This window comes from Nitrospira sp. Nam80 (assembly GCF_965152575.1).
Map to the genome: position 1 here is coordinate 3,032,711 of NZ_OZ224216.1, position 25,015 is coordinate 3,057,725.

Annotated in this window: 26 protein-coding genes; 8 read left to right on the forward strand and 18 right to left on the reverse strand. The window is 55.2% G+C overall.

Annotation, left to right across the window (positions count from 1 at the left end):
* Positions 1–193: 193 nt before the first annotated feature.
* The 18 genes from ACWGXE_RS14170 to ACWGXE_RS14255 form a co-directional block, all read right to left on the reverse strand.
* A complete protein-coding gene (locus ACWGXE_RS14170; RefSeq protein WP_447598470.1) occupies positions 194–901 on the reverse strand; it encodes a hypothetical protein in 708 nt (235 codons plus the stop codon).
* A 53-nt stretch (positions 902–954) separates the two neighbouring features.
* Positions 955–1,461 (reverse strand): peptidylprolyl isomerase, encoded by a 507-nt coding sequence (locus tag ACWGXE_RS14175; RefSeq protein ID WP_447598472.1) that lies wholly within the window; start codon positions 1,459–1,461, stop codon positions 955–957.
* Between the two features lie 19 nt (positions 1,462–1,480).
* Positions 1,481–2,575, reverse strand: a complete 1,095-nt coding sequence (locus tag ACWGXE_RS14180) for a ligand-binding sensor domain-containing protein (protein WP_447598474.1) — start codon at positions 2,573–2,575, stop codon at positions 1,481–1,483.
* A gap of 2 nt (positions 2,576–2,577) precedes the next feature.
* Positions 2,578–3,291 (reverse strand): twin-arginine translocase subunit TatC, encoded by a 714-nt coding sequence (gene tatC / locus ACWGXE_RS14185; RefSeq protein WP_447598476.1) that lies wholly within the window; start codon positions 3,289–3,291, stop codon positions 2,578–2,580.
* 136 nt (positions 3,292–3,427) lie between these two features.
* Positions 3,428–3,670 carry a DUF465 domain-containing protein gene (locus ACWGXE_RS14190; protein ID WP_447598478.1) on the reverse strand — a complete coding sequence of 81 codons (243 nt, stop codon included), beginning with the start codon at positions 3,668–3,670 and terminating at the stop codon, positions 3,428–3,430.
* Positions 3,621–4,133 carry a ribosomal protein S18-alanine N-acetyltransferase gene (gene rimI / locus ACWGXE_RS14195; protein WP_447598480.1) on the reverse strand — a complete coding sequence of 171 codons (513 nt, stop codon included), beginning with the start codon at positions 4,131–4,133 and terminating at the stop codon, positions 3,621–3,623. The genes ACWGXE_RS14190 and rimI overlap by 50 nt, the downstream gene beginning before the upstream one ends.
* A 143-nt stretch (positions 4,134–4,276) precedes the next feature.
* Positions 4,277–5,074, reverse strand: coding sequence for a tRNA (adenosine(37)-N6)-threonylcarbamoyltransferase complex dimerization subunit type 1 TsaB (gene tsaB / locus ACWGXE_RS14200; protein ID WP_447598482.1), 798 nt, complete (start codon positions 5,072–5,074; stop codon positions 4,277–4,279).
* 14 nt (positions 5,075–5,088) lie between these two features.
* On the reverse strand, positions 5,089–5,973 hold the full coding sequence (locus ACWGXE_RS14205) for a hypothetical protein (protein WP_447598484.1): 885 nt from the start codon (positions 5,971–5,973) through the stop codon (positions 5,089–5,091).
* Positions 5,957–7,318: a DNA repair protein RadA gene (gene radA, locus ACWGXE_RS14210; protein ID WP_447598486.1), complete on the reverse strand. Its 1,362-nt coding sequence runs from the start codon at positions 7,316–7,318 to the stop codon at positions 5,957–5,959. The genes ACWGXE_RS14205 and radA overlap by 17 nt, the downstream gene beginning before the upstream one ends.
* A gap of 95 nt (positions 7,319–7,413) precedes the next feature.
* Positions 7,414–8,331 carry a hypothetical protein gene (locus ACWGXE_RS14215; protein ID WP_447598487.1) on the reverse strand — a complete coding sequence of 306 codons (918 nt, stop codon included), beginning with the start codon at positions 8,329–8,331 and terminating at the stop codon, positions 7,414–7,416.
* A gap of 49 nt (positions 8,332–8,380) precedes the next feature.
* Complete coding sequence (locus tag ACWGXE_RS14220; protein ID WP_447598489.1) at positions 8,381–9,160, reverse strand: enoyl-ACP reductase FabI; 780 nt, start codon at positions 9,158–9,160, stop codon at positions 8,381–8,383.
* Between the two features lie 90 nt (positions 9,161–9,250).
* Positions 9,251–10,045: a hypothetical protein gene (locus tag ACWGXE_RS14225; RefSeq protein WP_447598491.1), complete on the reverse strand. Its 795-nt coding sequence runs from the start codon at positions 10,043–10,045 to the stop codon at positions 9,251–9,253.
* A 128-nt stretch (positions 10,046–10,173) separates the two neighbouring features.
* Entirely contained in the window at positions 10,174–10,413 is a 240-nt protein-coding gene (locus tag ACWGXE_RS14230) for a hypothetical protein (RefSeq protein ID WP_447598493.1), read from the reverse strand.
* A gap of 42 nt (positions 10,414–10,455) precedes the next feature.
* Positions 10,456–10,944, reverse strand: a complete 489-nt coding sequence (bcp, locus tag ACWGXE_RS14235) for a thioredoxin-dependent thiol peroxidase (protein ID WP_447598495.1) — start codon at positions 10,942–10,944, stop codon at positions 10,456–10,458.
* Positions 10,945–10,954: 10 nt separating this feature from the next.
* Positions 10,955–11,395, reverse strand: a complete 441-nt coding sequence (locus ACWGXE_RS14240; RefSeq protein WP_447598497.1) for a tetratricopeptide repeat protein — start codon at positions 11,393–11,395, stop codon at positions 10,955–10,957.
* Positions 11,396–11,428: 33 nt separating this feature from the next.
* Positions 11,429–11,704, reverse strand: coding sequence for a DUF507 family protein (locus ACWGXE_RS14245; protein ID WP_447598498.1), 276 nt, complete (start codon positions 11,702–11,704; stop codon positions 11,429–11,431).
* A gap of 107 nt (positions 11,705–11,811) precedes the next feature.
* A complete protein-coding gene (locus ACWGXE_RS14250; protein WP_447598499.1) occupies positions 11,812–12,093 on the reverse strand; it encodes a DUF507 family protein in 282 nt (93 codons plus the stop codon).
* A 20-nt stretch (positions 12,094–12,113) separates the two neighbouring features.
* Positions 12,114–12,500 (reverse strand): cyclophilin-like fold protein, encoded by a 387-nt coding sequence (locus ACWGXE_RS14255; protein ID WP_447598501.1) that lies wholly within the window; start codon positions 12,498–12,500, stop codon positions 12,114–12,116.
* Between the two features lie 129 nt (positions 12,501–12,629).
* Between ACWGXE_RS14255 and ACWGXE_RS14260 the strand changes: the two genes are divergently transcribed.
* The 8 genes from ACWGXE_RS14260 (at position 12,630) to ACWGXE_RS14295 (ending at position 25,011) form a co-directional block, all read left to right on the forward strand.
* Positions 12,630–13,415, forward strand: a complete 786-nt coding sequence (locus ACWGXE_RS14260; protein WP_447598503.1) for a ribonuclease H-like domain-containing protein — start codon at positions 12,630–12,632, stop codon at positions 13,413–13,415.
* Positions 13,416–13,428: 13 nt separating this feature from the next.
* Positions 13,429–14,205 carry a protein phosphatase 2C domain-containing protein gene (locus ACWGXE_RS14265; protein ID WP_447598505.1) on the forward strand — a complete coding sequence of 259 codons (777 nt, stop codon included), beginning with the start codon at positions 13,429–13,431 and terminating at the stop codon, positions 14,203–14,205.
* Between the two features lie 151 nt (positions 14,206–14,356).
* Positions 14,357–15,199, forward strand: coding sequence for a nuclear transport factor 2 family protein (locus ACWGXE_RS14270; protein WP_447598506.1), 843 nt, complete (start codon positions 14,357–14,359; stop codon positions 15,197–15,199).
* A gap of 90 nt (positions 15,200–15,289) precedes the next feature.
* On the forward strand, positions 15,290–16,294 hold the full coding sequence (locus tag ACWGXE_RS14275) for a hypothetical protein (protein WP_447598507.1): 1,005 nt from the start codon (positions 15,290–15,292) through the stop codon (positions 16,292–16,294).
* A 382-nt stretch (positions 16,295–16,676) separates the two neighbouring features.
* A complete protein-coding gene (locus ACWGXE_RS14280) occupies positions 16,677–20,825 on the forward strand; it encodes a PilZ domain-containing protein (protein WP_447598509.1) in 4,149 nt (1,382 codons plus the stop codon).
* Positions 20,826–21,014: 189 nt separating this feature from the next.
* Positions 21,015–22,241, forward strand: a complete 1,227-nt coding sequence (locus ACWGXE_RS14285) for a two-component system sensor histidine kinase NtrB (protein ID WP_447598511.1) — start codon at positions 21,015–21,017, stop codon at positions 22,239–22,241.
* Entirely contained in the window at positions 22,238–23,635 is a 1,398-nt protein-coding gene (locus ACWGXE_RS14290; RefSeq protein WP_447598513.1) for a sigma-54-dependent transcriptional regulator, read from the forward strand. Before ACWGXE_RS14285 ends, ACWGXE_RS14290 begins: the two co-directional genes overlap by 4 nt.
* 221 nt (positions 23,636–23,856) lie before the next feature.
* Entirely contained in the window at positions 23,857–25,011 is a 1,155-nt protein-coding gene (locus tag ACWGXE_RS14295) for an HD domain-containing phosphohydrolase (protein WP_447598514.1), read from the forward strand.
* Positions 25,012–25,015: the final 4 nt, after the last annotated feature.

The window sequence follows — 25,015 nt, forward strand, 5'->3', positions numbered from 1 at the left end:
GATATTCATCAGGCATGAAGTCAGCCCGAGTAGGACCGCCCCAAACACGAACTCATTTATTTTCACAAGACGGTCAACAGGGACACCAGGCGACCTACCGTCACATTACACCCCCTCGCCATAGATTCCACGCACATCACGATATTTACATGCCGGCACGACGGAGATGATTGAAGATGAATACGATATGGATCTACACGGATGGGCTGGGAAATACCTTGGCGAGGTCGATGACCAGTTCGTCTTTGACATTGGCCAGGAGCCAATCCAAAAAACTGGTCTTCCGGCGTGTCATCGCGGCTTCCTTCTCAAAAAACAAATCGAACCCCTTCGCCGCAGTCGGGCTCATGGGATAGCGCCGGTCGTAAATCATGCCATAAGCCGGAATGCCGTAGACGATCTGCCAGTTCCCAAGAATGACATGCAGGTCCGTTCCCTTGATATACAACCCGCCCGACGTGATGATGCGCTTGATCGAAGTCTGAGGTTGACTGAGATAGAACGTGACCCGCTCGTTTTCCTTCGCCAGCGCCAGCGCTTCGGAAATCTGCGGCACCAGCAAGGCGATTTCATCGTCACGGAACACGGGTACGCGCGGCGCTTCCCCGAGAAACCATTTCTGCAGGCTGACACGGTGCTCTCGAACAGTGAGCGCTTTCAGAATCCTGCGTACCTGATCCTGGCTGAATTGCGCAGGGTGAGTAAAGTAACTCGGCGGCCATTCCGGCAATACGTTTTGATCCGTTTCCAGTCGAACATAATTCACAGGATCTTCGTAGACGATACGAGAGGGCACTTGCGGAATGGCGCAGGCGCTGAGCAGTAGAAAGAAAAAGGCGTGCAAAGCGTAAGGCATCCGGCGTAACACGGGGCCCGCGAAGGCCAGGCCAGCTTGACCCATGACGACTGAAACATGTCCGAATCTTCGCCTCACATCTTGGTCTTCATTGCACATTATTCGCCGACCGTCACGGTCATTTCGACCCGCTCCAATGGGTTGTCGCGGCCATCCCGCTTCGCATTGACGACTTTATCCGCCACCTCCATGCCGCTCTCGACTTCGCCGAATACCGTGTACTGCCAGTCCAGAAAATGCGAATCGGCGACGCAGATAAAAAATTGAGATCCGGCGCTATCGGGATCATTCGAGCGGGCCATGGAAAGGGTTCCGCGCTTGTGCGGCTTACTGTTGAATTCCGCCTTGACTCGAAATCCCGGTCCCCCCATTCCATGGGTGGCCCGGTCGGGATTCTTGCTGTTCGGGTCACCGCCTTGAATCATGAACCCCGGGATGACTCGATGAAAAGTCGTTCCGTTATAAAAACCTTGTCGTGCCAGCGTGGTAAAATTCTTGACATGATTGGGTGCCACATCGGGAAAGAATCGCAACACGATCACGCCCCACTGTTCACCCTTTGAACTCACGGTAATCGTCGCTTTCACCGCTCCGGTCTCGCTCATACGCTCTCTCTCCTCCCCTTCAAAATCGAAATGGCGCTACAGTCTCTCCTTGCAATCCTTCACTGACGGCCGTCCAACTCTGGCCGTCATCATCGCTCCGAAATACCCCGGAATTCGTCCCGGCAAACCAGGCTCCGTTTCCCGCATCGAGCAAAACTTGCACCGACAAGTTGCTCAAACCTTTGTTCAGCGGAGTCCATTGTCCGCCTTGATCTACGGTCTTATAAATGCCTCGGCCGGTGGCCACATAAATACCGCGATCGTTGCTGATCACGCCTCTGATTGAATCGTTCGGCAGCGCGCGACTGATCGGTGTCCATGTCTGCCCGCCGTCGCCACTGCGGAAGACGCCTCCGTCAAACGTCCCGGCATAGATTCCTTCATCCTTGTCGATCGCCAACACGCGAATGAAATTTTCCACCAATCCTTCATGATCCCGCAATCCCTGCCGCAATCTCGTCCATCCGGCGCTGCGTTCTTTGAAACGCAACACACCTTTACCCGACGTTCCCGCATAGAGAGTGCCGTCATTCGCCTTCGCAATTGCGTGGACGAGGATTTCGTCCAGACCTCCCGTCACCACATTCCACTTGGTTCCCTCTGCGTTCAAAATATAGACCCCATCCCCGGTACCCGCATAGATCGCGTTCGCCGTCACCAACAGGGTTTTGATTTCCAGTCGCTTCAATCCTTCGTTGAGCGGCTGCCATGTTTTTCCCTCATCCCGCGATCGGAACACACCTCCTCGAAAAGTACCGGCATAGATGACACCGTCTTTCCCGGTCGCGAGAGAAAGAATAAAAGGATCGGTCAAGCCCTCATTGGCTGAAGTCCAAACGTTCCCGCGATTATCGCTCCGAAAGATGCCCATGCCAAACGATCCGGCATACACGATTCTTTTGCCGACTGTCGTCAGCGCCTGAATGCTGGCGGCTTCGTCCAGTGAGGTTTGGCCTTGGGCGGATCCTTGACTCCCATGTCCACGAGGCGGAATAGGTGCGGCACCCGGCCCCGGCGCTCGCGGTTCGGCTTCGACAGCGGCAGCGGAAAGAATCGTCAGAAACGTGCAGGCCAGGAGCCGGAAAATAAGTGTATGGGAAGTAGACGGTTGCACGGTTACCGCACCCGATGGCCGGCCGTGTTGATAGGGATGTCCGGATCGAGCGGCAGATTCATATCAGGGTCGGGTCCGCCACGGCCGCACCAGCGGGCGCCCAAGATCCCAATCTCATAGAGGACCATCAAAGGAATCGCCATAAGCAGCATGGTGAACAGTGTCGCGTCCGGCGTGACGATGGCGGAAATCACCAGCGATCCCAAAATGGCGTGCTTGCGATAGCGGGCCAACATACCTGCGGATACCACACCCGCGCGCGCCAGCAAGGTCAATGCAAGCGGAAGTTCGAACGCGCATCCGAAAATCAGAAGAAACTTCACATTGAAATCAATGTAGGTGCCGACTCCCAGCGCGGGTGTAATATCCCGGTCCATGCCGAAACTGATGAAGAAATCGATAACCAGTGGCAGGATGACGAGATTACAAAAGACCAGTCCCAGAGAGAAGAGTAAGCCGGCCAGCATGAACAATGGAATCGCCCAGCGCTGCTCCTGCGGAAGCAGCGCCGGTTCGATAAATTTCCAGAAATGGTAAAAAATGATCGGGAGACTGAGCACGACCCCCGCCAAGAACGAGACCTTGATGGAGGCGAATAATGCCTCGGTCGGCCCGTAGAAGACGAGTTGGTTGGGAAAAGGCCGGTTCAACCAGGCGACCATGTCCGCCGAATAGGTAAAAGCGAGCGCGAACGCGACGCACAGCGTTACGGCCATGATAATCAGCCGGCGCTTCAGTGTTTGAATGTGTGCTGCTAACGGTGCAAGAATCGCCATGTCGGTTACATGCCGCTCGAGTCGTGCTGATCTCCGTCCGTTCCATCAGAGAATGGAATCGCGTTCTGATCGACGATCAATGAACCGTCGAATGTTCGTCCTGTCGTCTATAAAGGCGGATCAGTTCCGCCATCTTGTCCTTTTTGACGAGCTTTTCCTTCTGAAGCTGTTTCTTAACGAGTTCTTCCGCAGGAGTAAGAACGTGTCGTTTTTGAAGTTCCGCCAATTCATTATCCAGACGGTGATGAGACTCTTCGAGTTCCCGGAATTCAGTGCTGGATTGGCGTAACTGCTCGGCGATGGCACGTTCCGTCATCATGTCGCACCTCCTCAGTTGATAGAGTCAACCGTGGCTGAACTTCCTCCAATGATGCCGAAGAAATCGATCCGGCGGGGGCAGGCGGCCGCTGAAGGGACCCTATTTCCATAAGAATAGCGTCTTCAGTCGGGCGGGTATAGTAGTTGGTTCGAACGGAGGCTTCCCGGAATCCCAATGCTCCATACAACCGTCGGGCAGCCGAATTGGATGCGCGGACTTCGAGCAATCCCTTGACGGCTGATTTTTCGCGACCAATCTCCAGTGCCCGATCGATGAGCCGCCGGGCGATGCCTTGGCGACGGGCCGACGGGATAACGGCCACATTCATGATCCGCAACTCTTCAAAGACCACCCAAAAGCAAACATACCCGGTAAGGCGAGTGCCGACCGACGCGTGGTCGGCCGCCTGCTTGGCGACAAAAAACGATGAGAATTGATTGCCGACCAACTCGGCTTCCAACATTTTGCGCGTCCAAGGAGCCGAGAAGCAAGCTTCTTCAATACGGACAATCTCATCGACATCTACAGCCGTTGCCGGCTCGATTATTATAACTGACGGTGATTCAGCATTGCTCATACGATAGAGTTATTCAAGCCGTGTTTTTTTCACAGGGCACTGCCCGAACCTCGCCGGGAACCCGATCCGATATACTTTGGACGGGTTCGGCGCGCCGCTCGCTGTTTCCGCCGTTCGACGGGTGACATCCCGCCGCTTTGTTCATATTGAATATCCGCTTCAGCACGCTGCACATAGAGCGGGGCGATGCCGTTCCCGGCAAATTCCTTTCGGGCGAATCGATTCCGCGCGGCCAGGCCTACACTCACGGCAGACGGACGCATGGCTTCCGGCGGAGCTTCCGCCACGAGGCTGCTCCGGAAGCCGAGTTCTCTCCGTATCTCGGCGCCATAGGTTTGCCATCCGTCCCCGACGACCACGACCGGCTCCTGAATGGCCGCCAGCATCTGGTCCGGTGACGTTACTTGCTCAGCAACCAACCGGCGCAGCACGAGGTTCGGCATCCATTCATAGCGAGCCCAATACACTTCGTTTCTTCGGCTTTTCAGAACGGGGCAGACCTGTCCCAGAATTGAACTGAGATTCCAGGCCATGGCTTCCAGAGTGGGAACAGTCACCAACGGTTTGCCGACCACGGTCCGGAATCCCAACAATGTGGCGAGTCCTACTCGGAGACCGGTAAACGACCCGGGGCCGATCGATACCGCAAACCCGTCCAATTCATTGAGCGACAGGCCGGCTGTCCGGAGGGTCCTATCAATCGAGCCGACCAGGAATTTGGCATGCGAACCTTCCGCGTCCCGATTGAATTGCGCCAACACCGTCGCGCCGTCGAGAATCGCAACGCTTTGATGCGAAGTTGCGCTGTCGATCGCCAAGATCTTCATGATTTTCCGTCGCGCTACACGCGCCCTAACTCCGCCGGTTCCAGCGGGACGTTCGGGATAATTTCGTGGAAGGTGACTTGGACGGTGCCCTGTCCTCGTCCATCCTTCATCGACACCTTGAAGGGGCGCATCAACCAATCGCCATGAGCGGCGTCTTTGATACCCTGGTCGGCATTCCCCACGGATGACTCCCCGACCGGTCGGAAATCATCATACTGCATGATCGCGTCGATGTCGCCCGTTGGCGAGAGCCGCTCCTCACGGACCACCACCAGGAGGCGTCGATCGAACCAGATGCGTCGGGCAGGTGTCGGTGCGGCCACGGGATGGCCTTCAGCCGCATAGACATCCAAGCGATATTGTTCTCCCTCTTCAACCAACACCGCCCGCTCGGATGGGGCAATTGCGGTCGTTCCGATGACCCCGCTCATCGCCCATGCACTTAACTGGAAAGCGCGGGCCAGTTTGCCCATCTTTTCCGGTTCTGACCGCAGACCGTTGAATTCTCGGCCCATGGCCGGCAACCTCAGCCGATACTGATCATCGGCTTGGACGAATTCAAACAATTCACCGCCGAAGGCCGTGAATCCGCGTAATCGCATGGCATCCGGCTGCTGATAAAACACCGTCCCCTCGACTCGTTGGCCGATCGGAAGAATGCCTCCGGTGATCTTGGCGCTGAAGAGGCCCTTCAGGGAATGCATTGCCGCCTGTCGTTTCACCAGTAAAGCTGTGAGTTCTTGAAGGCTGGCTTCTTTGAGTGGAACTTCGTCGCGTGTGGCAAAGAGTCCGCAGGCAGCAAAGTTCAAACTAAAAAATGCAAAGGCAAGAGTACAGAATAGTTCCCTGCTACCTTTTCCTTTTACCTTTTTACCTTGTACTTTAGGCGAGTACGGCATCCAACGCCTCTCCTACTTCACGAATGCCGATGAGTTCAATGCCGTCAATCGCATCAAGCTTGGCCAGATTCCGCTCAGGCAAGAGACAACGGCGGAATCCCATTTTGGCTGCTTCTCGAATCCGCAACTCCGCCTGGTTGATGGCGCGGACCTCTCCTCCCAAGCCCACTTCTCCCATGACCATGGTGAAATGATCGATCGAGGTTTCCCGCAGGCTCGACGTAATCGCCGTGACCAATCCGAGATCAATCGCCGGTTCTTCGAGCTGGATACCGCTGACCACGTTCACATAGACATCCTGGCCTGAGAGATGCAAGCCCAGTCGCTTTTCCATGACGGCGAGCAGCAAGGACAGCCGATTCATCTCCACCCCATTGGCCATACGTTTCGGCATGGCGTAGGAAGTCGGGGACACCAGCGCTTGTAACTCCACGAGAATGGGACGGGTTCCTTCCAGACTGGACACTACCACCGACCCGGTGCTCTGCAGCGGCCGCTCAGCGAGGAACAATTCCGAGGGGTTGGCGACTTCGGCCAAGCCGCTATCCTTCATCTCAAATACGCCGATCTCGTTCGTCGAGCCAAACCGATTCTTCACCGCGCGCAGAATCCGATAGCTATGGCCCTTGTCTCCCTCAAAATAGAGAACCGTATCTACGATATGTTCCAACAACCGGGGGCCGGCGATCGCGCCCTCTTTGGTCACATGGCCGATGATAAAGACCGGCACGCTGCTGCGCTTGGCAAACCACATCAACTGACCGGCGACCTCCTGCACTTGGCTGATGCTCCCGGGGGCGGAAGTCAGTTGCTCGGTATAGACGGTTTGAATGGAATCCACGACGACGGCGGCCGGCTGAATCTCCTGAATAGATTTGAGGATCTGCTCGAGGGAGGTTTCCGCCAGAATCAACAGATTCCGATCTTCCACCCCAAGCCGTTGCCCCCGCATTTTGATTTGCCGCGGCGATTCTTCACCCGACACATACAGCACCTGCTCCTCCGAAAGTCCCAGACCCGGCAGGGCTTGCAGCAGCAAGGTCGTTTTTCCGATACCGGGATCGCCGCCGATGAGCACGAGTGAGCCGGGAATGACGCCTCCGCCCAAGACACGGTCAAATTCCCCCATGCCGGTCTTGCGACGGGTCTCTCCAATGACTTCGATGTCACAGATGGGAGTCGCGCCGGAACCGGCCGTCTTCACAATCGGTTGCCGTCCTTTGGGAGTAACCGGAACCCGCTCTTCTTTTAGGGTATTCCAGGCGCCGCAATCGGGACAACGTCCCAGCCATCTCGGAGCTTGGTGGCCGCATGCTTGACAATGAAAGCTAGTCTTGGCCCGCATCCGCCTGACGCCTTCTGAACGGGTCATTGGTAGAGAGTGACTCATCTTAAAGGAGAAATGAGGCAAAAGGAAAGGACGGCCCGGACCGGAAAGGTTTATGGAAAATAGACAATGACACGCCGCCTCGAATGCGTCTGCTTCAGGTGGGGCCTCCCGGCCGTGAAGGTCCACCAGTGCAGCGTTTCCGTAATCCAATTTCCTTGGGTATCATACGAATATTCGTACTGCTTTCGACCGATCAATCGGTTTTTCCGGTCATAGACGCGTTCCTCAGTCTGCTGACCGTGGAGATCGTAATCGAATTCGGATCGTGACTCCCGCACGCCGCGCAAAGCCGAGATGATTTTTTCGCCGACGAAACCGTTTTCATTGTAGCGAACGGTGACGTGATAGCCGGCTATCGCCTTCGGGAATTGACGCAGCTGCCCGGAACTATCCTCATACTCATAGTTTCTGCTGAAGATTTCGTCAACGATCCGCCCTTGGTCGTCGTACCGGTAGCGATTTTGATTAATCAGATTCGGCGCATTGAAGTGGAGTTCGCGAATGCGGTGCCCCTTGTCGTTATACTCGTAAAATGAGCTATTGACGAATACTCCATCGGCCCAGGCCGTGACTTCCGCCAGCCGGCGCCCCTGATCATCATGGACGTACACCGTGTGTTTGATCGGCGCGCCGGCATGATCACAAATCGTATCGAGCCGGTTCAAGCCGGTTGGATCGTATTCGGAGGTGACGGCGATCCGTCCAATCCCACCCTGTCCCGCCATCGGTTCCTGCACCCGCAGCAACAGGCGACCGGAACGATCATAGGAGTGAGTCTCCTTGACCAAATCCTCGATTGTCTCAACGGTCTTCACATTTTCAATCAGCCCGGCTTCGCCTCGATCGGTCCGAAGTTGGGAACGGGCGTAGACGGATGCGGCCTGCAGCGGGATGAGACTAGCCGCTACCATCAGGAGGAGGAGAATAAGGCCTTTGTGCCGAGACTCGCCGACGGATGGAATCAGCACGGCACCGATCGTAAAGAAGAATCCGGCGCGCGACGACTGAGGCGCGATGCTAGTCGGGTGAGGCAAGGGACCCGAGGATATGATAGCCGCCGTCCACATAGATCACCTCGCCTGTCACGCCACGACCAAGCGAGCTGATCAAATAGAGCGCCGTATCTCCCACCTCGGCTTGCTCAGTCGCTCGGCGTAGCGGGGCAAATTGTTTATGGTGATCGACCATCTTGGTGATTCCGGATACACCGCGCGCGGCAAGGGTTTTGATGGGACCGGCAGAAACCGCGTTGACACGGATATTTTTCGGACCGAGATCGTGCGCAAGATAGCGTACGGTCGCTTCTAACGCAGCCTTCGCCACTCCCATGACGTTGTAATGGGGAACAACCCGTTCGCTGCCCAGATAGGTCAACGTCACAATCGCCCCCCCCTGAGACATCAACGGCACGGCGGCTCTGCTCACCGCAACGAGTGAATAAGCGCTTACATCCAGAGCTGTGGCAAATCCCTGGCGTGTCGTGTTCACAAACTGCCCCGTCAATTCCTCACGGGGCGCGAAGGCGACGGAATGGATCACGAAGTCCAGCCGGCCGAATTTCGCTCCCACCTGCTTCATGAGCGCTTCGATTTGGCCGTCGTCGCCGACGTCGCAAGCCATGGCCCCTGAACCGGGCAAGCCGCCGACCAGTTCTTCGACATTCTCCCTCAACCGGTCATTCTGATAATTAAAAAAGAGCTGCGCCCCTTCCCGCGCCGCAGCCTGCGCGATGGCCCAGGCAATGCTATGCTTGTTCGCTACGCCGATAATTAATCCCTTTTTGCCGTCCAGCAACATGGTCGCCCATCTCCTGAAAAGTGAACATTCCCGACGGTGCAAGATAGCATGGCCGGAAGGCCGGAGTGAACCGCCCGCACGGGATGCGAGCTACAGTTTCTTACGAACGTCCTTCCAATCTTTCGCCGTTTTCGCTTTGCGCGGCACGTCGCCTTTGCTCGGCTCAGGCACCAGGACGGCTTCCATCCGGCGCTCTATCAATGTGGCGGCGAATGCGGGGGACCGGCCGATGCCGCTTTTCATCGCGGTCCAGCCTTCCTGTTTCAAGTCGTCCAGCATAGCGCCTAATCCCTTGGAGTTGATCTCGGCATGGGTGATGAGCCCGGCCGGAAATCCATGGTCGGACAACCACTGTCGGAATTGCCCGATCTTTGTCGGGGAGAACGGTCCCTCGTTCTGCGCAGCTACATAGATGACATTATAGTAGAACTGCGCCATGCGCCTGAGTTCGTCCGCCGCATCGGGCAATGGGTGTGGTAGGCCTACAGCAGGCTTCCCGAACGGCAGAGCCGGCGCAAGTGGGTCCGGCCCTTGTTCAGCCAATGCCGAAGCCTCTACAAGCAAGATCGGTCTCCGATGCTCCCATACCGCCAACAACCCCGCCGCCGAGGAGGCCTCGACCCGAGGTGAATTCGGAAGCGTCACGGCAAACGTCACATTCCCTCGCATCTTGGGCGTGTACTCAAAGTAGGCCCGTCCGTCTCCTCCCGTCATCGTTGTGGCCACAGCCTTGCCTGCGATCTCGAGTTGCAACGATTCACCACCCAGGCCAATTTCCCCCATCAGGCCCTGTTGTATCAACCGTGCCTCCACCTTGGCGGTTCGATTGGGTATCGTGAGCGCATCTTTGGTGAGGAGCATCCCCGTTATTTTGGATGCCGCCACGGCGGCCGTCCCGGATAAGACCCAGAACGTCACTAATACGATGAAAATCCGGCGTCTGATCAAGCAATGAAGGCATGGTTGCTGTCGAATAAAAATAGATCGACTCCGATGGAAGATAAAGGGAAATCTCACCATAAGCCTCGATCCCGAGTCACCAACAGATAGGTATCCCACGCTGAGGCCCCCGCCAGTCCGAGATACAACCAGGCCGCGGGCCACCAGATGAACAAGGCCAACCCGCCCACACCGATCGAAGTGGTAATCAACCAGTAGCCGCGCTTTTCTCCGATATAGAGATGGCCGAGACCGGGCAGCAGGCCTAACGATGCGGCGCGCGCGGCATGCCGTGATTTCTCAACAGCATCCATGATGAAAGCCGATTGGACTGCCCAAGTGAAGGAGCGCAGGAACTACGAGGTATTGCGAAGCGCGGCCAGGACCTCATCGAGGTGGCCGTCCACTTTGACCCGTTTGAAAATGGCCTTCAGTTTGCCGGCCGGATCGATCACAAAGGTTGACCGCTCGATGCCCCAATATTTCTTGCCGTACATATTCTTCTGTTTATAAACCCCATAGGCTTTGGACACATGCGCGTCACCGTCACTCAAGAGCGAGAAGGGCAGACCATATTTCGCAATAAACTTCTGATGGGAGGCTCCATCATCCAGACTGACCCCGAGCACCACGCCGCCGGCCTCCTTCACCGACCCCAGAGAATCACGAAATCCGCACGCCTCCTTCGTGCAACCCGGGGTATCGTCTTTCGGATAAAAATACAGCACGACCTGGCGCCCCTTGAAGTTCTTCAAAGCCACGGTCTTCCCGTCCTGGTCCGGCAGTGAAAACTCCGGTGCCTTGTCTCCGACTTCCAAATCTTTTGCCATCGTCTGGATGCCCATCCCCTCGCTTCTACCGAGGACCTCCGCCGAATACCGGCCGTTGTGTTCCGTAGGGATGTTCTCTGGCCGGACCTTTCGGCGCAGCCGGACTGCCGAACGGCCGCAATGCCGGCGAATCCCAGATTACTTTATCGCCGGGAGCCAAATTGGCCGCCTCGATGAATTGCTGATGCGCTTGCTCCGTTTCTCCGACGGCATTGAGCGCAAGCGCCAAATTATAATGGGCTGGGCCGGAGTCCGGAGCCGCCTTGACCGCTTGGTCAAAATAGGATTTCGCCTCCGCGAACTGGTTAGCCTCATAGGCTTCCGTGCCACGCTGCGTCAGCGATTGAGCTTCCGAGGTGGCTCCGGTTCCCAGATTCAGCGGCACCAATGGCTTGGGCTTGGATTTCGTGCATGAGACGACCGCCGCCACCATGAAGACCGAGAGAGAAACTATGATCCATTTCATAGGGCCACCTATAGACAACATCAAGACCGGTGATTACGGCTTCGATTGTTTGCGCTGTTCTTCCTCAAACGTTTTTCGGTACAGGACATCCCATTCGGCGCTGCCCTCGGCAATTGGGCGGGAATAGGATGCCAGCCTGGCTCTCACTTTACGGTCAATACTCTCTTCCAGAGCCATCTCGGACGCCAATACTCGTTTGATTTCCCGCAACACGCGTCCGTCTTCTTCTTTCATCCGGCACACTGCGCTCTTCTTGAGCGCGCCTAGGATCAGATGGGAGAGGTGGCTGGCTTTGTCTTCGCTCAGCATAGGCTCGCTTAACGTTCTGAGTCCTGAGTTATGAGTGTTGAATTTCGGGTCCGTACTTTTTGAGGTCAGTCTCACTCACGTAAAACTCTCAACTCAGAACCGAGAATTTACAGAATGATTCCGCGCTCGCGCACCAGCTTCTGCTTGATCATCGTAAACATCTTCTGATAGTCCGCCTTGCCTTGTTCGATTTCCCTCTCGTAGGTCTTCATGAGTTGCCGGACTTCCGCGTTCAAGCGGTCTTCGATAGCCAATTCCTCGGTGATTGTGTGCTGGATCGAGTCGCGTAAGGATTTCCGCTCGCCCGTGACCTCGATATAGCCTTGTTGTTCTAATCGGCTGATAAGTCCTTCGGCCATGTGATGGATACGTTCTTTGGCTAGTCGCATACGGAGTCCGGCCGGTTCTGTTAGAGCGGCTCGATGCGAATTCTTGACGACGCCATTGCTTGACGAAGCACCGTCGCGTCACCGAGGATTCGCCCCACGATATTGACGCGATCAGCCGGTACGGGGTCCGCTCCCATGCTCATGGGGGTCCGGCCGAAAAAAATGGTCAGGACTTGGCCTGCACCCCAAAATGCCACATCGCCGACCTTCACCTGCGTGGTCGCCGTTTCTCGATGATCTTTGACGCCGGGAATCTTGAAATGGAATTCTTCTCCCCAGACGTTGAGCTGATCCTCGATTGGCAATGCCTTATAAATTTCTTCCGCCGTTCGGCTTGTCTTGAGCTCTGCATCGACTTGAATACCGCCGACTCTGATTCGGATTCGCTTGTTTGTCGGTTCCGCCATACCGCCTGAATCTCGTTGACGATTTTGTGAGAAAGAATGGAATGGATTGTGTTCGCGTCGGTCGCCGACTCTAGCTTGTTTATCCTTTGAAATCAAGGCTACAATCCCGGCGCGGAGGACTCGCCTGGTATGTTGACATCGACCTTCGTGCATCTCAAGGGAATCGGCCCCTCGACGGAACGCCGCCTGTGGCTGGACGGCATTCGCAATTGGACGGCCTTCTTGCATCGGCGCGCCGTTTTCGGCATTTCCATGGAACGGAAAGGCTTGTATGACCGTCAGGTGAGCGACGCGACATCGGCTCTTGAGAAAGGCGATTCGCGTTATTTCGCCCGTTGTCTCCAGGCCAGAGAACACTGGCGTCTCTTCGAAACGTTCGGGCATCGTATCCTCTATATGGACATCGAAACGACAGGGATTTCTGTCTCCGACGGCTTTGTCACTATGGTGGGACTGTATCGGAACGGCCGCATGACCACGTTGGTCCATGGCGAATCTCTGTCGACGGATCGCCTGCAGGAGGAGTTCGACCAAGCAGATCTCCTGGTGACATTCTTCGGAAGCGTCTTTGACGTGCCCTATCTGAAAGCCAAGTTTCCGCAAGTGCGGTTTGATTTGCCCCACTTCGATCTTTGTTTTGCCGCCCGGCGACTCAAGCTGACAGGTGGACTCAAGGCTATCGAGCGCGAGTTCGGCATCATCCGTGATTCCGACATCAGTTCATTCGATGGCTGGGAAGCCGTGAGGCTCTGGCATCGTTGGCGCGCCGGCGAGTCTGCCGCGCTGGATCTCCTCATTCGATATAATCGGGCTGATACGCAGAACCTGGAGGCGCTTTCGGCATTGCTATATCGGCAGCTCATAACCCGCTATGGGCCGCCCCATCTTCATCGCAGCTTACCTGTCCCCGCGTAGGATTCCCTCATTTATGATGCAATGGAAGGGTCTGGGAACAAGCCATCAAGGATTTGCCCGCCCCACCAATCAGGATGCTTTCTTCATCAATGCCGACCTTCAACTCTGGGCGGTAGCCGATGGAATGGGTGGGCATCCCGGCGGCGATGTGGCAAGCCGTCTGGTCGTAGATACCCTCGCGGAAGAGGCGGTTCGCAAAGCGGCGCTTCTTCAGCAGCATCCACCCGAACAGGTCGAACCGGTGTTGCGTGGCATGGTGGAAGCGGCGCATCAGGCAATTCTCGATCACACCAGCCGGCATCCCGAACTGGCTGGAATGGGAACGACCTTGACCCTGTTGCATATTTCCTCTGGACCTTGTTCCGTCGCTACTATAGTCAATGAGGGAGACAGCCGCGCATATCTCCTGAGAGGCCGGACATTGAAGCAATTGACACGCGATCATTCGATGGTCGAGGAATATATCCGGCAGGGCCTACTCTCAACCGCACAAGCGCTCCGTCACCCTCAGCGACATGTGCTCTCTCGGGCGGTCGGTCTGGGGCCGCAATCCGATGTGGATGTCGTGATTCAACCTCTTGAACCGAGCGATGTCATTCTGCTCTGCACTGACGGCCTCACGAAAATGATCGAGGATGCGCGGATAGAGAGTGCGATGAACACATTTCCCGTCGAGCTCGAAGCCCTGTGTGGATCGCTGCTTGCCGCGGCCCTAGACGCGGGAGGGATTGACAATATCACCGCCGTAGTCATAAGCCGGCGGCCTGAACACGGTGGAAAAATCCATTGACAAGGCGCCGAATTCCCAGGTAGCCTCCTCAACTATTGTTTCCGCACTATTTCACCCGACAACACGTATGCTGAAGCGGACTCACACCCGAAGGTTCTGCCAATTTTTACAGTGCGGCGGTCTTGCTCTTGCCATCTTCTTAATCGGTGGCATGGTCCGTCCATCGTTTGCAGGCAAGGAATTGAGCCCGGAAGCTGTCATCCGCATGCTCGTTCAGGCGAACGCCGACAAAGACTTGGTTGCCATGGCAAAACATATGTCACATGATGTGGATGCAATCGGCTATAGCATCGGCGGCCGCAAGTACGTCGGGTGGGAGCCGTTCGCCGATGAGATGCGCAGCGAGTTCAATTCCGTTGTAAAACTCGAACTTCCCATTTTAGATCTCCAAGTATGGAGTCGAGGGGACGTCGCCTGGTTCGTCATGGAACTGGACTATATCCGTCACGTTGCCACGCATGGATTGAAGGAAGCTTCGAACCAACGAATGGTAATTCCATTGCGGGAAACCGGCGTATTGGAGCGGCGAGACGGCCAATGGATATTGGTATCCTGGCATGAATCGGCCCGAGTGGAAGGTACACTGGGTCACCCCGATACATCTCGCGATCTCAAGCATCGAATATCCGACGGTGTGTCTTTGTCGGACGCAGTCCCAAGCTATGACTTAAGTGGTGAATGGGAAATCCTCGAGATCGAGGACAATAAGACCTACCGCGCAACGTTGGATCGCCAGGGAAACGGGCCCTATACCTGGCAAGGGGGGCAATTCACCACCACTAATTTTAACGACCGTCGATGGCACGGCACGTGGAAACAAACCGGCAATGATCGCGAGGGCGGTTTTGAATTAGTCTTATCCGAGGACGGCACGCAGGCAAAAGGGATCTGGTGGTACGTGCGCGTGGGGGATAAGAATAATATTCCTCCCCGCCAACATGGCGGCACCTACGTATGGAAGCGGATCACATCTCCTCCGCCGAGTACTCAATAATCAATGCCGCGCTCTAGATGCACTTCCTGAGCACATATCACGTCTTAACAAAGCGATCATAGCCACCATCGACGCAAGGAGGAAGAAGGCATGCTGAAAACTCTGATCCTGTCATTGCTCGTCACATTTGGCTGGCAATCCTTCGCCTCTGCGTCAGGAGAACATGACCATCATGCGATTCCCACGATGCCGAGCAGAGCGGCCACGAGCATTACGATCGAGAATAATATCGTGGCTTTGACGTTCGGACCGGTGGATTTGCCGTCCGGCCATGACGGAGATCTGGCCGCCAGCATGCCCAAACACATCTTTCAGCTTCCTCGTGATATGTACATGACGGGATTCAAATCCGAGGTGTTTACCAAGGACGGAAAGCAGCTCCCGAGGAACTACCTGCATCATATTTTGATGCTCAACAACGACAAACCGAGTGTCTCCTGTGATGGAGAGCCGTTGTTCTTCGCCGGAGCGGGTCTTGAAATGACCGAGGCTCGCTTTCCGGACGGCTATGGTGTCAAGTTGGCCAAGGGGCAAAACCTCATGTCCGTCGTGGCTTTCTATCACAAGGCGCCCCCGACGAAGGATGTAATGGCACGTTTTACCATGTATGTCGCGCCCGAAGGGACGACCGTCAAGGAGATGGACGTATACCAGGTTGGGGTGAATATCGTTTGTTATAGCAAATTTGGACAGCGCGGGGCCGACCAAACCGACGAGGGGATAGAAATCAAACCCGGGGTCAACGTGCAATCAGCTCCACTGAAATTCAACATGGACGGTTGCGTCAAGTTTGCCTATCCCCACGGCCATGATGAACTGCTTCTCATTGCGCTTGAAAACAAAACCGAAGGTCGGACCCTCCTCCGCACTGTTCCCGCGGTTGATTCAGAGGGAACCTTTCTTGAGTTTCAGCCGCATCAAGTCTATCGAGACGCCCAAGGCTTCCAAGTGACTCGAAAAGATAACTATGAAATGATCATGGTGCATCATCATCCGTTACATAATCCCAATATTCACCATGGGATGGGTAACTACCTCCTCTACATGACGCCAGGCAACTGTGCCGATTCCACCAGTACGGCTGCAGCGCGATAGCACAGCATAATCTGGGAGGCGGATCGCGGCCGTCCGGCCGCATCTGCCTTTTGCTCGAATCTCGGTATGGCGTTCTGCGTTTGAGCCTCCGCCTATAGATCCTCGAAATCTCCCGTTTAATCCGCGGCCACTCCGTCTTGCCCTGACGTCTGTACAGGTTTGCGCCTTCATCGCTTGATTCCCTCCCAAAGTGTCACACGACCCATCGCGCTATGGGATGGGCATCCACGAGACTGTATGATAGTGAAACACTCTACGATGCGGGCGGGAAAAGGAGACGAAATTTGTACGTAGCCAATAGGAGGTCCCGTCCTTATTTGTACGGCATTGAAGCCTGCGGCTACGCCTGCCTCTTTATGCACCGTAATCCGGTCGGCACTCTATGACATCTGCCAGTCCTTCGCTGTCCGTCTTACTGGCAAGCGAACACGCCGAAGAAATCAAACTCATCTCGACCAGCTTACGCGGATTTTTTCCGGATTGCAGAATCGAAGCTGTGTACACTTCCGATGAGGCGGTGCAATGGTCGACAAGAAACGACTGGCATCTCATCGTGATTGATGAAAACCTTGGTCCTCGGAACGGTGTCGATCTCATCCCTGAATTGAAACGCAACTGCCCTCATGCCGCCATTATCCTCCAGACCGACCGCCGCGATTCCGCTACCGCCCTGCGGGCACTGCAGCAGGGAGCCGACTTCCTCCTCTTCAAAGATTCGCCCGGCTTTGCCACGGAATTGATATTCTACGCACAAGATGCAACAGAGAAACGAGAACTGGAAATCAAACTTGAGCATACATTCCAACGCCACCTCCGTCTGATCGAGAGTCTGAGTGACGTGGTGTATGAACTGGATCCGGATGGACGCTTCGTCTATCTGAGTCCGAATATCACGTCTCTGCTGGGCTATGCTCCTGAGGAGCTCGCCGGACGGCACTTCTCACTGTTGCTGCCCATAGCTCAACACCGAACCGCCTCCTACCGTTTCAATGAGCGTCGAGCCGGGACACGATCAATCCACCATCTCGAACTGTCTATCTTGGGAAAAAAGTCAGCCGGGACCGGGGAAGGGATTGTTCTTGTGGATCTCACCGCCAAAGGACTCTATGGTGAACACGGACAGTATCTGGGCACAGTAGGCATCTTGCGGAATCGTTCCGATTACCGCCAGCAAACCGAGAAAGTGCGAGAACTGGAAGTTCGACTTCGAGAAGCAGACCGTCAACTGGTCGCCGCACGCAATGCCGCTCTGGCCTCACGCCAGCTGCAGCAGCCTCTTTACACGCTACTGCAAGATTCTCATCAGTTGTTGGCGACGATGCAGAACATCCGGATCGATCAACACCTGACACAGTTGGCCCAATATGCGACTCAAGCGACGAAGTTGGCTCATGACGTATGGAAGTCAATCCATTTCAGAGGCCATGCCGGCGGCACGGTTTCGTTGAACTCTGAACTGGAACAGCTGCTGGCCGACCTTTCCCGGGACCAATCACTCCATCCAAACATGGTGGAGGCGCATATGAGTCACGCGCTGCCACATATTGCCGGCAACAAACATGAGCTCAAGGAGCTTTTTCGTATCTTGATCGCATACGCCCTCCAAGCCCTGACCGAAACGCCTGATGGAGGGCGACTCCTGGTTGAGACCTATGCGGAACAGCCGGCCGGTACGGCCGCCGCTCCTCCCCTTTCGTTTCCTCCTCCGCTTCTCTTTTCTCCTTACGTTGTGGTTGTCATTCGTCATCAAACAGCCATGGCTCCCCCAAAGGTACGACCCGTGGCCATGCACGTTACAGCCTCAGAGTTCCTACGGGCACATGATATTGTTCGACAACATAGTGGCTCGGTCGAATTCGGTTCCGCCCTCGATCCGCCTTTTCGAATCACTGTGCGGTTCCCCGGCATTCCGTTACAGGATTCACAACTAAAACCGGGTGAGTTCAGATCTCGGGAAACCCACCCCGTTACGTTTTCTCAAGCGCCAACGTCATCCTCTACCCATTCTGCCCCTTCCTCACCCGATCGGCGTCGCTTCAACAGAACCATCTTATCTTTATCCGTTGAACTCACTGTCGGGGAAATGGTGTGGCGGGGTACGACCGTGAACATTGGAACAGGAGGCATGCTCCTCATCTCTCCTCAGCCGGTCCCTCCGATTGAGAATCAACCGGTATATCTTGTCCTACGCACCTCAGTCGGTTTTCTCGAAATACAGGGGACAGTCCGTTATCGCCCTGAGCTTTTCACTCCTGAGATGGATTCGACAGGTTTTGTGATTGAATTTGCACCTCTCTTGACCGAGGAAGAGGCGGTGTTGAACTCATTTGTCGAAAGCTTCCCGGAATGCTTGATCCCAATCAAAATTGAAGGGCTCATACCGGAAACGACCCAAAACCGTCACGGTCTCCGAGCGGGGCCCTCCCTGCAGAAGGAACAAAGATGGCACGTTCGGATCAGACTGATGATGCCCATCCGCATTACATTCCCTTCTCAGAACCGGTATGAGCCACTATTTGGTTATCTCACGGATGCCGGGAAAGGTGGTGTTTGTGTACGAGTCATCGGCTCTTACGGAGAGGTCGGAGATGTACTGTTCGTTCAGCGCACGCCGACTCCCCAGTCCGGCCGGATTCTTTCCGGCGAATCGGCATTTCACAACGTTTCCGGCCGAATTGCATGGATTGTTCAAAACGACGCCGAAGGCAGCCGATGCATCGGCGTGCGTTTCGATAGGCTGTCCCTGGAATCGGAACAGAGTCTCGACTATTTTCTACATAATGAACTAATCAACGGTTCCCTTGCAGAAACAAGCTTTGGACAGAACACTCTAGACACCTCTCTCAGATTTCTTCGGAATCAGCACGGAAAAGCCCTCGCGCTGTCTCATGATCGGCTCACCGATCGGGTTATGAACGACTCTCCCATCCTGATTATCTCACCGGGCTACGGACAAGGTAGAGTGGATTACATCGGTATCGGCCGCCATCTCGGAACTCATGGGTTTCGCATTCTTCGCTATGATCCCACCCATGCTTTGGGATTAAGCGACGGAGAACCACACAATCTGACGATCGGGACGATGAAGGACGATCTGGAGACGGTGATCACGTTTGCGCGAGCCAAGTGGCCCCAAGCGTCGATTGCCGTGCTGGCTTCCGATCTTGCCGCCCGCGCCGCATTGAAGCTCTTCGGGCAGGTCCAAATACCTGACATGCTGCTTCTAGTGAACCCAATAGTGGACTTAAGCGATACCCTACGCGATATGCACCATCGCAATTTATTCGAGGAGCACCAGACCGGGGCACGATTCGGTCTTATGAATCTAATGGGTCTTCAGATCGATGCGGACCGCTTTCTACATGACGCCATGGTCAACGGATTCATGGATCTCGCGTCAGCAATGCATGACATCGGACGACTGCAATGCCATGTCTGCTTATTCGAGACCCCATCGCCAGGCCGCACCTTGAAACACTCCTCGTCAAAGGAGGCGGAACTCACCAAGCAAGCTATTGGACTCCTCGGCGCTCGCGGGACAGCAGTCACGTTATCTACGGCCGTTATTGATGACGGGCCCACAATTTCAGAGACGCGACGACAGAGCTTTCATGACATCCACGAGCGATGCAAGCGGCTTGCTCTGGACATTCACCCCGTTGAAGTGAACGGCGAAGCGGAGGCCGCGGAACTGGCAGGTCAGTACCGCCGGGAAGTTGAGCAGCTGCGCACAAAGCCCACTCATTCATATTTGCAACTCAGTGCCTTGTGGTTTAGGCATGCGGAACATAGCAGACAATTCAGCGACATCGCCGTCTCTCTCCAACACTCGTCGCGCCTTTATCACCTGCTTCGTCTTTCACGAAATCAGTATGACATTCTTGACGTGGGATGTGGCCAATACGGCTTCGCCCGCCTGTGGATGCTCAATGAATTCTACAGATCATGGTCCGTTCCTGTGCCCGATGATCACAAACGGCACTACACCGGCATCGATATTCTGCAGCGAACGATCAAATCGTCTCGAGAGGCGTTTACTGAAATACAGCGGCGGATCGGCATTGTGTTTCCCGGCATGCCTGGGGAACGGCCGCATATCATTCCGCGATGGATCGCCGGTGATACGGCCGCCTTTCCCTTTCCCGATGAGCGCTTCCATTACATTGTCTGCCACTTCGCGTTGAATTTTTCCGACAATCCCGTCATCACACTTCGGGAACTCTATCGGTTGCTTCGACCAGCCGGCATTCTCGTCGTTTCGTCCTACACCCCTATTGCAGATCCGGCAGAGCACTATCGCGCGCATCTCTCCGCCACACAACAACATGACCCATCGAACCGCGGCATACTTTTGGAATTGGCGCAACTCCGTGAAGCCATTCGCTGCCGGAGAGTACATTCATTCACAACCGAATCACTGACCGCTCTATTCCGTCAGATCACTACCCAGCCAGTTCTTCCGGTTCCAAGCTTCGAAAATCATGTCCTCATCGCCACCGTACAAAAGCCTGATTCAATTAGGCATATTTAAAACCGCGATGTATACTTCAGCCTCGTGAGACTGGAGGGAACTCCTGCCGACCATGGTACCTCTCTCGCACATTCTGTGTTTAAAGACATCCTTGCAGGCCGGCCGCCTATCACGATCATGATGGATAACCGTCGCTGCATTGCGCCAACCGGCCCGACATCTGACCTTCTCACCTTTCTATGCGATTTTATGAACAAGGTTGAAACCGCCGGGAATATCGACCGCATTCATCAATACATTCTTGAGACATTCTCCGATATTTCCTCCTCATCATCGACCGCGCTTTGGACGTTCGAAGTTGAGCACGGGGGATACCGGCTGCGCGGCCGTCTCGGCTCGTCGTGCCGGACCATTCCGAACATGCTGCCGGCGTCATTCGGCCTTCCCAACGCCTTGCCTGCCGTTCCATATTTCATCGAACGAAATACCGCGCCACATTTATTCGCTCCGGATGCCGAGGCCATCTTAGAAGACCTGTTCTCCGTTTCATGTTCCAATGCGGTCACCTTTCTGACCTATGAGGGAGGCACGGTCGGGTTTTGCACATTCCAACTGGAGACTCGAGCCGGCCTGCATGACCCCACCGCGGAATCCATTTTTCGACTGGCCGCACAAATATCCGCGGGCGTATTACACCGGTCTCTTGCCAAAGACAACCTTCGACATTCCCATACTCTTCTTCGTAGGACCGACCGTCTGCGGTCGCTTGAAATCATGGCCGGGGGGTTCGCACACGAAATACGCAACCCCCTGACATCGATCAAAACCTTCGTGCAACTGGCTCCCGAACGCCGCGACGATGCGCGCTTCATACAAGAGTTCAGTCGCGTGGCGGTGCAGGATATTCACCGTATCGAACACTTGCTTCAAGAGATTCTGGACTATGCCCGCTACCTTGTTCCCACTCCGACGGCAGAAGATCTCAATGAATTGGTAGCATCCTGTCTCTCGTTCATTTCCATGCGAGCCTCCGGGCGGGGCATCCAAGTGCGAACCGATTTCTCCGACCATTTGCCGGTGATGTTGCTCGATCGTCAGCAGATCAAGCAGGTGATCATCAATTTGCTACTGAACGCCCTGGATGCATCGCGAGACGAGAGCAAAGAGATCGTGGTGCGGACCTTTATCGAACAACGGTCCAACGCCGTCGGCGGCGTCTGCATTGAGGTGCAGGACGATGGGAAAGGCATCGCGGCCCAGGATAAGGAGCATATTTTTGATCCGTTCTTCACTACTCATCATTCGAATAGCGGCGGGGAGGTCAAAGGTCTTGGCTTGACGATCGCACATCAAATCATTCGCGAACACCAAGGAGACATCACCGTGGAAAGCAGGGAGGGCTTCGGATCAACATTCCGTGTTTCTTTGCCCATCGACGCGCGCCGGCATTCAAGTGACGGTACGGGAATCATATGAAAAAACGTGTCCTTCTCGTCGATGATGAGCCGCGAGTGCGCGCATCCCTGAAATTGGTGCTGGAGCCGGTCTATGACGTCCTGGAAGCCGCGGACGCCCAGGAAGGCTTGGAGTTCTTCAAGCGAGAATCCCCTGATCTTGTTCTTCTCGACGTAATTCTACCCGGGACTGATGGTCTGGCGGTCCTTCAAAACATGCGCACCGAAGAACCCAATACTCCGGTCATCATGCTTACCGGAACCAAATCGGTTAAGACAGCCGTCGATGCCATGAAGCTGGGCGCCGCGGATTACCTCTCCAAACCGTTTGATGTGGAAGAACTGCGTATTGTCGTGGACCGCACGCTGAACTCACAGGACCTGGAACGCGAAGTTCGTCAGCTGCGCGCTCAAATCGTGCAACGCTATGCCTTTCACAACCTAATCGGCAAAAGCCCCTCGATGCAGGAAATCTATGCCAAAATCGAGCAGGTAGCAGACAGTCGCACCACGGTCCTGGTGACCGGCGAAAGCGGGACCGGAAAAGAGTTGGTCGCCAAAGCCATTCATTATAATAGTTCACGCCGTGATCGCCCGTTTATCGCGCTTAACTGCGCGGCCCTTCCGGAAACGCTGATCGAAAGCGAACTGTTCGGCCATGAAAAAGGCTCCTTCACCGACGCGACGGCCAGGCGGGTTGGCCAATTCGAATTGGCGAACAGCGGAACCCTATTCCTCGATGAGATCGGGGATCTGAGTCCGGCTACACAGGCCAAATTATTGCGTGTACTCCAGGAGCGCGAGTTTACCCGTATCGGAGGTGTACAATCGATCAAGGTCGACGTGCGCATCATCGCTGCAACGAACAAGAATCTGGATGAATTAGTCCGCAAAGGAGCATTCCGAGAAGATCTGTATTACCGGATCAACGTCATTGCGCTGTACTTGCCTCCCTTGCGGGAACGCGGGGAAGATATCCCGTTGCTCGCAAAGCATTTTCTGGCTCGGCGCATCGAAGAAGAGAAGCGACAGGTTCAGGAATTTTCAAAAGACGCACTGGAAGTGATCGCCCGATATCCCTGGCCCGGCAATGTTCGAGAGATGGAGAATATCATCGAGCAGGCGTTTATCTGGTCCAAAGGATCCGGCATTATCCTGCCCGAACATCTCCCCACGATCGTGCGGACCGATACGCGCTCCACCTCTCTTCGGGATGATACGCTCGCCGGTCGCCTGTCGTTGGAGAAAGCCGTCATGGAATTTGAACGGGAGATCATCCTCGACGCGCTGAAGCGCACCAACTATATTCAAACCCACGCGGCAAGCATGCTGGGCATCAGTCGGAGAATGCTCAAGTACCGCATGGACACATTGGGCATCAGCCGGCCGGACAGCGCGCTTCCCGCCGAATCTTAACGGGGTATGGATGCAGGGGTTATCGGCTTTTGCATCGCGTTGTTCCTGTTTGACCAGACTATGAAGAACGGCCTTGACCTTCTTCTATGTAGAAGTCTATATCTAGCGTGCCGCGTGCAGCCGGCTCATCCATATTGGACCTAGGCGTATGTCATTGAGATGGCATCGGAATCGCTTGCGTGCAGTCAACTGCTTTGCAACTCACCCGTGGAGCGCGCCGCATGGGGATCCTACCTTCATTGGGTAATTCAGTAAGTAAACCTTCCGTTTTGGTCATAGACGATGAAACAGGACCTCGCGACGCACTCAAGGTCATTCTTCGCCCATTCTTTACGATCCACGCCGCCGAAAGCGCCCAGGCGGCTCTGCAAGTCCTCAAGCAGCAGCACATAGATTTGATTACCTTGGATCAAAAATTGCCGGACAGGCAGGGCATCGATCTACTTCAGGATATCAAGCAACAATATACCGACATTGAAGTCATTATCATTACCGGTTATGGAAGCCTCAAGTCCGCGATGGATGGCATTCGACACGGGGCGGCCGGCTATCTCCTGAAACCCTTTAATGTGACGGAACTCATTACGCTCATCAACCAGACGCTTGAGAAGAAACGCCGCTTGGACTTCCTTCGGTCGTTCCTGAAACATTCGTCGGCGTTGTGGGGCACGGAACAAGACATCGCTCGGGCATGGAAAGAAATCAAGGAGGGATACTTCGCGATCGGATTGGCGCAAAAAGGAGATATGCCTCCGCCCGACAAGGAGGCCGCCACATTGATCCCTCTATTGTCGGACCTGCTGGAAGCGAGGGACCGGCACTTACTCAATCATTGCAGTCGGGTGAGTTTCTATGCCTCTCTGCTGGCCAACCGCCTGAATCTTCCTGTTGCCGAGCAAAAATCCCTCTCGCTGGGAGCCTTCCTGCATGATATCGGAAGCATAAGCATTTCTTCACATTGCTTATCCGCCCACGAAGGGCTGGGTGGATCCGGGTCCGATGCCGCCCAGGAACATCCGGATGTCGGTGCGCGCATGATTCTTCCATTAGGGTTCGCTGCAGAGGTCGGGCAAATCATCGCCTACCATCATGAGCGGTTCGATGGACTGGGATACCCTCACGGTCTCCGCGGGGAAGGCATTCCCCTTCTGGCGCGGATTGTCGCGATCGCCCAAGCGTTTGACAGGCTCACGGTAGATATCCCAGGCTCGCATCCTCTCTCCATCGACGACGCGATCCGCCAAATCGCTCTTCAGGCGAATACGCACTTCGACCCAATGCTGACGGAATTGTTTACCCGGGTGGTCCAGGAATGTAAGTCCTCGCTCCCTGCGCTGGCCATCGCCGCTTCTCCAACCGGCACATCGGAACCTTGATTGA

What these genes read in the sequence shown, in the direction of transcription:
- radA (WP_447598486.1), bottom strand. Translation starts at nt 7,318, where the DNA reads ATGCGGGCCAAGACTAGCTTTCATTGTCAAGCATGCGGCCACCAAGCT.
- ACWGXE_RS14285 (WP_447598511.1), top strand. Translation starts at nt 21,015, where the DNA reads ATGAACAAGGTTGAAACCGCCGGGAATATCGACCGCATTCATCAATAC.
- ACWGXE_RS14265 (WP_447598505.1), top strand. Translation starts at nt 13,429, where the DNA reads ATGATGCAATGGAAGGGTCTGGGAACAAGCCATCAAGGATTTGCCCGC.
- ACWGXE_RS14175 (WP_447598472.1), bottom strand. Translation starts at nt 1,461, where the DNA reads ATGAGCGAGACCGGAGCGGTGAAAGCGACGATTACCGTGAGTTCAAAG.
- ACWGXE_RS14260 (WP_447598503.1), top strand. Translation starts at nt 12,630, where the DNA reads ATGTTGACATCGACCTTCGTGCATCTCAAGGGAATCGGCCCCTCGACG.
- ACWGXE_RS14190 (WP_447598478.1), bottom strand. Translation starts at nt 3,670, where the DNA reads ATGATGACGGAACGTGCCATCGCCGAGCAGTTACGCCAATCCAGCACT.
- ACWGXE_RS14295 (WP_447598514.1), top strand. Translation starts at nt 23,857, where the DNA reads ATGGGGATCCTACCTTCATTGGGTAATTCAGTAAGTAAACCTTCCGTT.
- ACWGXE_RS14170 (WP_447598470.1), bottom strand. Translation starts at nt 901, where the DNA reads ATGGGTCAAGCTGGCCTGGCCTTCGCGGGCCCCGTGTTACGCCGGATG.
- tsaB (WP_447598482.1), bottom strand. Translation starts at nt 5,074, where the DNA reads ATGAAGATCTTGGCGATCGACAGCGCAACTTCGCATCAAAGCGTTGCG.
- ACWGXE_RS14220 (WP_447598489.1), bottom strand. Translation starts at nt 9,160, where the DNA reads ATGTTGCTGGACGGCAAAAAGGGATTAATTATCGGCGTAGCGAACAAG.
- ACWGXE_RS14205 (WP_447598484.1), bottom strand. Translation starts at nt 5,973, where the DNA reads ATGCCGTACTCGCCTAAAGTACAAGGTAAAAAGGTAAAAGGAAAAGGT.
- ACWGXE_RS14250 (WP_447598499.1), bottom strand. Translation starts at nt 12,093, where the DNA reads ATGCGACTAGCCAAAGAACGTATCCATCACATGGCCGAAGGACTTATC.
- ACWGXE_RS14280 (WP_447598509.1), top strand. Translation starts at nt 16,677, where the DNA reads ATGACATCTGCCAGTCCTTCGCTGTCCGTCTTACTGGCAAGCGAACAC.
- ACWGXE_RS14245 (WP_447598498.1), bottom strand. Translation starts at nt 11,704, where the DNA reads ATGCTGAGCGAAGACAAAGCCAGCCACCTCTCCCATCTGATCCTAGGC.
- rimI (WP_447598480.1), bottom strand. Translation starts at nt 4,133, where the DNA reads ATGTTGGAAGCCGAGTTGGTCGGCAATCAATTCTCATCGTTTTTTGTC.
- ACWGXE_RS14230 (WP_447598493.1), bottom strand. Translation starts at nt 10,413, where the DNA reads ATGGATGCTGTTGAGAAATCACGGCATGCCGCGCGCGCCGCATCGTTA.
- ACWGXE_RS14290 (WP_447598513.1), top strand. Translation starts at nt 22,238, where the DNA reads ATGAAAAAACGTGTCCTTCTCGTCGATGATGAGCCGCGAGTGCGCGCA.
- ACWGXE_RS14270 (WP_447598506.1), top strand. Translation starts at nt 14,357, where the DNA reads ATGGTCCGTCCATCGTTTGCAGGCAAGGAATTGAGCCCGGAAGCTGTC.
- bcp (WP_447598495.1), bottom strand. Translation starts at nt 10,944, where the DNA reads ATGGGCATCCAGACGATGGCAAAAGATTTGGAAGTCGGAGACAAGGCA.
- ACWGXE_RS14255 (WP_447598501.1), bottom strand. Translation starts at nt 12,500, where the DNA reads ATGGCGGAACCGACAAACAAGCGAATCCGAATCAGAGTCGGCGGTATT.
- ACWGXE_RS14275 (WP_447598507.1), top strand. Translation starts at nt 15,290, where the DNA reads ATGCTGAAAACTCTGATCCTGTCATTGCTCGTCACATTTGGCTGGCAA.
- ACWGXE_RS14240 (WP_447598497.1), bottom strand. Translation starts at nt 11,395, where the DNA reads ATGAAATGGATCATAGTTTCTCTCTCGGTCTTCATGGTGGCGGCGGTC.
- tatC (WP_447598476.1), bottom strand. Translation starts at nt 3,291, where the DNA reads ATGGCCGTAACGCTGTGCGTCGCGTTCGCGCTCGCTTTTACCTATTCG.